Raw genomic sequence first — 8,265 nt, 5'->3', positions numbered from 1 at the left:
GCGCCTGCCGCTGTTGGAGCGGGTGACGCACAGCGCCATGGGGCCGTGGGCCGGGTCGAGGTAGGTGATCTGGGCAATGGGCGCGCCGTCGTACTCGAGGATTTGCGCACGCTTGAACTCGGCACGGGGCAGGCTCAGTTTTGCCGGAGCGAGGTCGAGGCCCAGGCGCGCATCGATGGTCCGCAGTTGTGCCCGTTGCGCGGCTTCATCACTGGGTAGATGATCCAGGGTTTCCGGCACGTAGAGTGCCATGTAATCGGCCACCAGGCCGCGCCAGTTGTGTGTCTGCCGACTCGCTTGCCAGCCGAGGAATAAACGGTCCGCCAGCACGCCGCCAGCCAACATCCCGGCCGCTGCGGCAAGGAACCAGCGTCGGCTAAGGCCGGGGCGGGCGGGTGAGGGCAGCGTGGCGAGCATGGCTTGCAGGCGATCCACCGGTGCCTGTCGGGCCAGTTCATCGTAGGCGTCCTTGAACGGCAGGCTGCTGCGATTCAGCCATTGCAGGCGCAGGCCGAGCATCGGATCGGCAATGATGGCCGCGTCGATGCGCGAGCGCTGCTCGGTATCGAGTTGATTGTCGAGGTAAGCCACCAGTTGTTCGTCCGAGGGTATCGCGTTCATCAATGTTCTCCTCGGTAGGGGTTGGGCACCGCGTGCAACGGCGGATATTCGGCCAGTTTCGCTCGTGCGGCGGCCAGGCGACTCATTACCGTGCCAATGGGCACTTGCAGCACTTCGGCGACTTCGCGGTAGGACAAGCCTTCGACGTAGGCGAGAAACACCGTTTCGCGCTGGGTCTCGGGCAACGCATCGACGCGGCGGATGACCTGCGCTGCCAATACGTGGGTCTGTGCCACGGATTCACCATCGAACGACAAGGCCTCATCGGCGTCCACGCAGCCCTGACCTTGACGCACCCGCCGGGCACGGACTTCGTTGAGCCAGATCGAATGCAGAATGCTCAGCAGCCAGCGGTCCATCCGCGTCCCCGGCACGTATTGCCCGGCCCGTTCCAGCGCCCGCACGCAGGTGGCCTGCACCAGGTCATCGGCGATATGCCGTTGCCGGGACAGCAACAGGCCGTAGCGCCATAAACGCGCCAGATGCTGGTTCAGTTCTGTTCGTATTGCCTGATCGCTGGCGATGGCGACCTCCGTCCGCTCGGGTTGTCAGGTTTTTGATGAACCGTTGATGGCTTCGGCCAGGTCCTGGTACTCCTCGCACTGGGTGTTGCCGCAGATGGATTTGATCTGCTGCAGTTGCTCCTGCGCGAGATCCAGCCGGCCTTTGACTACATAGGCCTCGCCGAGGTATTCGCGGACTTGCGCGTACTGCGGGTCGAGTTTCACCGATTGCAGGTAATAGCCGATGCCTTCGTCGGTGCGTCCAAGTTTACGCGTTGCGTAGCCGCGATAGTTCAGCGCTTTTGCCGTATTTGGCTGTTTCAGCGTGTCGAGCAGGGCCAGGGCTTCCTCATAACGCCCGACCTTGGCCAGTTGATAGGCATAGTTGGTGCGGTCTTCGTCCGGCACCAGGTTGCTGGTCTGCCTGACGCAGCGATTCGATCTGGTATCCAGTACCTGACCTTTCGGGCAGCTGGGCCTGGTGGGCATGTCGTCACCGCCGCCACCACCGTTGGCCAGGGCGAGGGACCCGGATAACGCAACGGTCAGCAACAGCGGGGTCATCAGAACGGCAAAACGAATATTCATGGGCTTTGCTCCATAGGTTCATGGGGTTCGGATCAGGTCGCGCCCTGCCAGGCGCAGTGCAAGGTTGATGTGATGAGAACACCGCAGCATGAACAATTATTCGTTACGTTCTGGCGGCCGATAGCGAACGGGCATGGTTTTGTGTGCGCTGAAGATCCCTGTGGGAGCGAGCAAGCCCGCTCCCACATGGGATTTTCGTTCAACCTAGCAGACGAATTGGAGCTCCTGCCGCCCAAGCCTGTATGCCCTCGATCATTTGCGAGAAAAACAGCTGGTAGTTCTGTTGGCTCACGTACCCGACATGGGGGGTTGCCAGCACATTGTCCAGGGTCCGGAACGGATGGTGGGCGGGCAGCGGCTCATGTTCGAAGACGTCCAGGGCGGCACCGGCCAGTCGTTGTTTCTGCAGCGCCTTGATCAGCGCCGTTTCATCGACGATCGGTCCACGCGCGGTGTTCACCAGTAAAGCCGTGGGCTTCATCCAGCCAAGGGCCTCTGCGTCCACCAGGCCCCGACTGCGCTCGCTGAGCACCAGGTGCACCGACAGCACGTCGGCCTGTTCGAACAGTTGCTGCTTGCTGACATAGGTCACACCGACCTGCGCCGCACGTTCGGCCGTGAGGTTTTCACTCCAGGCGATGACGCGCATGCCGAACACCTGACCGAACTGCGCGACTCTCTGGCCGATGCTGCCCAGACCCAGGATGGCCAGCGTCTTGCCATGCAAGTCGCCGCCCAGGCCTTGTTGCCACTGGCCGGCACGCAAGGCATTGGCTTCGACCACCAGGTTACGGGTCGCGGCCATGATCAACGCCCAGGTCAGCTCCGGCGCGGCGTGTTTGTAGCTGTCGGTGCCGCAGACCTGAATACCCAGCGCGGTGGCGGCTTTCAGGTCCAGGGCCGCGTTGCGCATGCCGCCGGTCACCAACAGTTTGAGTTTTGGCAGGCGGCGCAGCAGGTCTTCGTCGAAACGGGTGCGCTCGCGCATCACGCAGATCACCTCAAACCCGGCCAGGCGCGCGGCCAGGGACGGGTTGTCGGCGGGGTAGTCATGGAGAAAACTCACCTGGCCGAGGCTGTCCAGCGCCGACCAGTCCACTACATCCCGCGCCACATCCTGCCAATCATCGATCACTGCAATCTGCACCGGCATCAGCCTTTCCTCTTCAACGCACGGGGTGGGACTTGTTCAGCCAGGCAAGCAAAGCCTGGTGGAATTCTTCCGGTTCTTCCATCTGTGGCGCGTGGCCCATGCCAGGGAATTCGACCAGCGTGGACTGGGGAATCAGCCTGGCCACTTGTTTGCCGAGGACGTCGTAGTGACCGATCTTCGCCTTGACCTCGGGGGTGGCGATGTCACTGCCGATGGCGGTGGTGTCGGACGTACCGATCAACAGCAGGGTCGGTACTTTCAGGTCTTTGAATTCGTAGTACACCGGTTGAGTGAAGATCATGTCGTAAATCAGCGCCGAGTTCCATGCGACTTGCGTATGTCCCGGGCCTTTGTTCAGGCCGGCGAGCATGTCGACCCAGCGATCGAATTCGGGTTTCCAGCGGCCGCCGTAATAGGTGGTGCGTTCGTAGTTGCGGATACTGTCGGCGCTGAGTTTGAGTTCGCGTTCGTACCATTGATCAACCGTGCGATAGGGCACACCGAGGGCTTTCCAGTCTTCCAGGCCGATGGGGTTAACCAGTGCCAGTTGCTCGACCTGTTCGGGGTATTGCAAGGCATAGCGGGTGGCGAGCATGCCACCGGTGGAGTGCCCCAGCAGGGTGGCTTTCTGAATGCCCAATGCCTTGAGCAATTGCTGGGTGTTCGTCGCCAGTTGCTGGAATGTGTACTGGTAGTGCGCCGGTTTGCTTGAAGTGCAGAAACCGATCTGGTCCGGGGCGATGACCCGGTAACCGGCGTCGCTGAGGGCTTTGATCGAGCCGTCCCAGGTGGCGCCGCAGAAGTTCTTGCCATGCATCAGCACCACGCTGCGACCGTTGGCCTTGCCATGGGCAGCGACGTCCATGTAACCCATTTGCAGGGCTTGGCCCTGGGATTCGAAGGCGAAGTGCTTGAGTGTGTATGGATAGTCGAATCCTTGCAGTTCAGGGCCGTACGCCGGTCCTTCGGCGTGGGCGATGACGGGCAGGGCGGCGGTCAACAACAGGCCGGGCAACCAGCGGGGGAAAGTGCGTGACATGGGAGAACTCCATAGAAAGTCCGCCGATGCTGGATCGAGTCGATTAGGGCGACGTTAAACACAGGCAATCGCCGCCTTCGGTGGTTCAACCCACCCAGCCCAGCGTCGCCACGGCCAGTACGCCATAGCGCGCTCCTTTGGCCAGGGTGACGATCAGCAGGAAGCGCCCCAATGGCTCGCGCATGACCCCGGCGACCAGTGTCAGCGGATCACCGATCACCGGCAGCCAACTGAGCAGCAATGACCAATGGCCGTAGCGTTGGTAGTGCAGCCGGGCTTTTTCCAGGTGCAGGGGGCTCACCGGAAACCAGCGTCGGTCGCGGAACCGCTCGATCCCACGCCCCAGCCACCAGTTAAGCAGCGACCCCAGAACGTTGCCGAACGTTGCCACCGCCAACAGAGCCCAGAGCCCATACCGATCACTGAGCAGCAGTCCGACCAGCACGGCTTCGGATTGCAACGGCAGCAGCGTGGCGGCACCGAATGCCGCGAAAAACAGTCCGAAGTACGCGCCGGACATCAATGGGCTGGGTAGTCCGCAACCACCACGTCAGTGCCGTCCTTTTTCAGACCGATGACCTGATAGGCATCGCTCATGCCGTCCATCTCCATGCCGGGCGAACCCATGGGCATGCCGGGCGCAGCGACGCCCAGCAGATCATTGCGCTTGCTCAAGGCCAGGACCTGGTCGGCCGGGACATGACCTTCAACGAATTTGCCGTTGATCAGCGCGGTGTGGCACGAAGCCAGACGCGGCGGCACGCCGTGCCGTTGCTTGAACTCACTCATGTCGGCTTCGACGTGGTCTTCGACCTTGAAACCATTGGCTTCAAGATGGCTGATCCATTTTTTGCAGCAACCACAATTGGCGTCGCGATGAACCTCGATCGGAACGAGGTCGGCAGCCTGGGCCAGGGAGGAAATGAACAGGGCGCTCAGGGCGATCAGACGCAGAGGGTTTCGCATGGGATTCGTCTCGGCTAACGGGCAAAAAAAACGCATTCTGACCATTTTTCCGGGTCAGGTATTCATGGAGTGTTTCGAAGTACTACAAAGCTCGGCAGCTTGATCATCGTAGATCAACGCTGACAGGTAGATGAGGGATGCATTACAAAATTGTCAGGTCGGACCTTGAGCGCCGCCGGCGACGCTCAAGGGTGACGCTTATCGGTCGAGCAGCTTCATGACCTCTTCCGGATAACGCAGGCCAGCGGTGGCATTCGCCCCAAAGACCGCCTCCAGCGCGTGCAGCTCTTCGGCGCTCAACGTCACCTGCAGTGCGGCCACGTTTTCTTCCAGGTACTTGCGTTGCTTGGTGCCCGGAATCGGTATCAGGTAATCACCCTGGGCCAGCACCCACGCCAGCGCCAGTTGGCCCGCCGTCACGCCTTTCTCTGCCGCCAGCGCTTGTACCTGTTGCACCAGCAGCAGGTTTTTCGCGAAGTTTTCGCCCTGGAAGCGCGGGCTGAAACGGCGGTAATCGTCTGCCGCGAAATCATCCGGACTTTTCAATGCGCCGGTCAGAAACCCTCGGCCCAACGGGCTATAAGGAACAAAGGCGACGCCCAGGCGCTGGCAGGCTGCCAGGCAACCGTTTTCTTCCTGATCACGGCTCCACAACGAATATTCGCTTTGCAGCGCACTGATCGGATGAACCTTGTGCGCTCGTTCCAGGGTCGCCGCCGAGGCTTCGCTCAATCCCAGATAACGCACCTTGCCGGCACTGACCAGTTCGGCCATGGCGCCTACGGTTTCCTCGATGGCCACCTGCGGGTCGATTCGGTGTTGGTAGTACAGGTCGAGGGTGTCCACCCCCAGGCGCTTCAGGCTGCCGTCGATGGACTGGCGAATGTATTCCGGTCGACCGTTGACGCCTCGGGCGGTGGGGTTGGCCGGGTCGCGAACGATCCCGAACTTGCTGGCCAGGAACACCTGATCGCGCTTGCCGGCAATGGCCTTGCCGATCAGCTCTTCATTGGTGTGCGGGCCGTACATATCGGCGGTATCGAGCAGGGTGACGCCCAGCTCAAGGGCGCGATGCAGGGTGGCCGTGGCTTCGCGGGTGTCGGTGCCGGTGGTGTAGAAGTCGGTCATGCCCATGCAGCCCAGGCCGATGGCCGACACCTGTGGACCGTTCTTTCCCAATTGACGTGTGTGCATGAAATCAGCTCCTTGTGAAGTGAATCGCCATTGTTCACCTCGACAGAAACAAGATAAACCGGCTAAAACAGCTATCACTATTCGTTAATTCTAAACAATCAGTCGGTGGAGCCAGTAATGGACCGTTTCAACGCCATGCGCGTCTTTACCCGAATCGTCGAGCTCGGCGGCTTTGCCAGGGCTGCCGACAGCCTGCAATTGCCCCGGGCTTCGGTGACCATTCTGATCAAGCAACTGGAGGCGCATCTGGGGGTGCAACTGCTGCAACGCACCACGCGGCAGATCAGCCTGACGCTCGACGGTGCGGCCTATTACCCGCGTTGCGTGCGCTTGTTGGCGGATCTGGAGGAGACCGAAGCGGTGTTCAGTGCTGCCCGCCACAATCCCAAGGGGCTGCTGCGCGTGGACATGCCGGCGGGAGTAGGGCGCCTGGTGGTGATTCCGGCGCTGCCGCAATTCACCGCCCGCTATCCATTGATCGAGCTGGAAATCGGCTTGAATGACCGGCCGGTAGACCTGATTCGCGAAGGTGTCGATTGTGTGTTGCGCGGTGGCGCTGCGCTGGATGATTCGCTGGTGGCGCGGCCGCTGGTGATGATGGATCAGGTGACCTGTGCCAGTCCCGACTATCTGCAGCGACATGGAACGCCAACGACCCTGGATGACCTGCGCGGGCATCAGGTCGTCGAGTATTTCTCCAGCAGCAGCGCAAAACGCTATGGGCTGGAGTTTGTCGTGGATGGCCAGGTACGCCCGGTCGACCTGCCCAAGCAGGTGGCGGTCAACAGTGCCGATGGCTATCTGGCGGCGTGCGAGGCGGGATATGGTCTGGTGCAGACGCCGTACTATCACGTCGCCCGGCAACTGGAGGAAGGGCGTTTGTGTGAAGTGCTGAGGGAGGTGCCGCCACCGGGCATGCCGATGACGGCGCTTTATCCGCCGCACCGCCAGTTGTCCCGGCGGGTGCGTGTGTTTGTCGATTGGCTGGTGGAGCTGTGTGCCCAGCCCGGCAATGACTTTTACAGAAAGGATTCAGGACGTTGAGCAGCTATCAACGATGTTGGAAGTAACCCGGTCCACTATGGTTATCGCCGCAATGAAGCTAAAACTCTTCATCGGCTGTAACATGAGACCCCGCTTGTAGCGGCTTATCCCCCGAAACAGGGTAAGCGCCTGGCATGCGTATCGATACAAACCGGATACATTTTCAGATTCAGGAACCCGCAATGACTCAGTCGCAACGTTTGAAATACTCGATTCTGATCTCCCTGGTAGTGCTGGGGATCATGTTTGGCCTTTCCTGGTTGCAGAACACCGGCGTCATCAGCGAAAAAATGTTCCAGTACATCGCCATCGGCGTGGCGGTGATCGTGGTGGTCGTCAATGGTGTGATGCGCCGCAAGGTCAAGCCCTGATCATTCGATCATTGGTTGCGCAGGATGGCAGCGGCCTGTGGATGCAGGCTGTAGCTTTTGTCGGGGTTGAGGACAATCACGCCTTCGCTGCACAAGCGTTTTAGCACTTCACGCACGCTGAGAAAGGACAGAGGAACATCCAGGTCCAGCAATTGGCTGTGTACGCCACGCACACCCAGGCTGCGGTCGCTTTCGGCGGCGGTCAGCAGGGCATCGATGACTTTCAGGCGGATCAGGCTGGTTCGCAGACCAAAACTTTTGAGCAGGACTCTGATGCGCTCGTTGCCGTGGCGATCGGTACGCGGCTCGAATACGTCGACTCCCTTGGAAGTACCCTTTGGCGCATTGCTACCGTCCGTTGGCAGTTGCGAGTTGTACATTGCAAAACTCCTTTTCAGAGCCTGATCAGGAAAAGTGGGCGCTCTTACGTGACTAGACGTATGAGCTCCCCAAATCATGAAGGCTCAAATGTAGAAAATTTGTCGCCATCGTGTGATCAACCCGTGAGTCCTCGCGCAGTCGTGCAGTAAAACCCTAAATGACCCGAACTATCAGGTACAGACGATCAGTCAGCAGGATGCAAAGGTGCCCGCGCAGTAAAGAAGTGGAGATTTGCATGAGCACTGAAGGTCGCCTCCCGAAAGGGTGGCGGCCTTTTCAACCTTTCGGGGATTTTTGCGGAATCGCGTTGACCACAAAATTGCCGTTCTGATTGCGGGTCAGGTAGACCGGCAGGACCCGCGGCAGGGACTTCACCAGGCCGTTGATCTCCTTGATGTTGTAGAT

The 8,265-nt window shown here is 60.2% G+C and carries 11 protein-coding genes and 1 pseudogene; 2 read left to right on the top strand and 10 right to left on the bottom strand.

Annotated features, from left to right (window positions below):
• The 8 genes from PMI29_RS24450 to PMI29_RS24485 all read right to left on the bottom strand — a co-directional run.
• The coding region (locus tag PMI29_RS24450) for a hypothetical protein (RefSeq protein WP_007994775.1) at window positions 1-621 on the bottom strand (621 nt) is incomplete at its 3' end.
• Window positions 621-1,103 carry a sigma-70 family RNA polymerase sigma factor gene (locus tag PMI29_RS24455; RefSeq protein ID WP_050548063.1) on the bottom strand — a complete coding sequence of 161 codons (483 nt, stop codon included), beginning with the start codon at window positions 1,101-1,103 and terminating at the stop codon, window positions 621-623. The genes PMI29_RS24455 and PMI29_RS24450, both read right to left, overlap by 1 nt.
• 66 nt (window positions 1,104-1,169) lie before the next feature.
• Window positions 1,170-1,712, bottom strand: coding sequence for a tetratricopeptide repeat protein (locus PMI29_RS24460; protein WP_007994772.1), 543 nt, complete (start codon window positions 1,710-1,712; stop codon window positions 1,170-1,172).
• Window positions 1,713-1,911: 199 nt separating this feature from the next.
• A complete protein-coding gene (locus PMI29_RS24465) occupies window positions 1,912-2,865 on the bottom strand; it encodes a D-2-hydroxyacid dehydrogenase family protein (protein ID WP_007994771.1) in 954 nt (317 codons plus the stop codon).
• Between the two features lie 13 nt (window positions 2,866-2,878).
• Window positions 2,879-3,904, bottom strand: a complete 1,026-nt coding sequence (locus tag PMI29_RS24470) for an alpha/beta fold hydrolase (RefSeq protein WP_007994769.1) — start codon at window positions 3,902-3,904, stop codon at window positions 2,879-2,881.
• An 85-nt stretch (window positions 3,905-3,989) separates the two neighbouring features.
• The gene (locus tag PMI29_RS24475) at window positions 3,990-4,424 is read right to left on the bottom strand and encodes a YqaA family protein (protein WP_007994767.1); all 435 of its coding nucleotides are present in this window, start codon (window positions 4,422-4,424) and stop codon (window positions 3,990-3,992) included.
• Window positions 4,424-4,870, bottom strand: coding sequence for a DUF411 domain-containing protein (locus PMI29_RS24480; RefSeq protein WP_007994766.1), 447 nt, complete (start codon window positions 4,868-4,870; stop codon window positions 4,424-4,426). The genes PMI29_RS24475 and PMI29_RS24480 overlap by 1 nt, the downstream gene beginning before the upstream one ends.
• A gap of 198 nt (window positions 4,871-5,068) precedes the next feature.
• Window positions 5,069-6,064: an aldo/keto reductase gene (locus PMI29_RS24485; protein ID WP_007994764.1), complete on the bottom strand. Its 996-nt coding sequence runs from the start codon at window positions 6,062-6,064 to the stop codon at window positions 5,069-5,071.
• 117 nt (window positions 6,065-6,181) lie between these two features.
• Here PMI29_RS24485 and PMI29_RS24490 point away from each other — a divergent pair, with 117 nt between their 5' ends.
• The gene (locus tag PMI29_RS24490) at window positions 6,182-7,108 is read left to right on the top strand and encodes a LysR family transcriptional regulator (RefSeq protein ID WP_007994762.1); all 927 of its coding nucleotides are present in this window, start codon (window positions 6,182-6,184) and stop codon (window positions 7,106-7,108) included.
• Between the two features lie 182 nt (window positions 7,109-7,290).
• Window positions 7,291-7,479 (top strand): hypothetical protein, encoded by a 189-nt coding sequence (locus tag PMI29_RS24495; RefSeq protein WP_007983579.1) that lies wholly within the window; start codon window positions 7,291-7,293, stop codon window positions 7,477-7,479.
• A gap of 8 nt (window positions 7,480-7,487) precedes the next feature.
• Here PMI29_RS24495 and PMI29_RS24500 read toward each other — a convergent pair whose 3' ends face one another.
• Entirely contained in the window at window positions 7,488-7,859 is a 372-nt protein-coding gene (locus PMI29_RS24500) for a hypothetical protein (RefSeq protein WP_007994761.1), read from the bottom strand.
• A gap of 277 nt (window positions 7,860-8,136) precedes the next feature.
• Window positions 8,137-8,265, bottom strand: a pseudogene (locus tag PMI29_RS31895) (peptide ABC transporter substrate-binding protein); the annotation flags it as partial.

Source organism: Pseudomonas sp. GM49 (genome assembly GCF_000282355.1).
Lineage (GTDB): Bacteria > Pseudomonadota > Gammaproteobacteria > Pseudomonadales > Pseudomonadaceae > Aquipseudomonas.
Note: the sequence above shows the minus strand (reverse complement) of the source record. Positions and strands in the feature narration are given on the sequence as shown.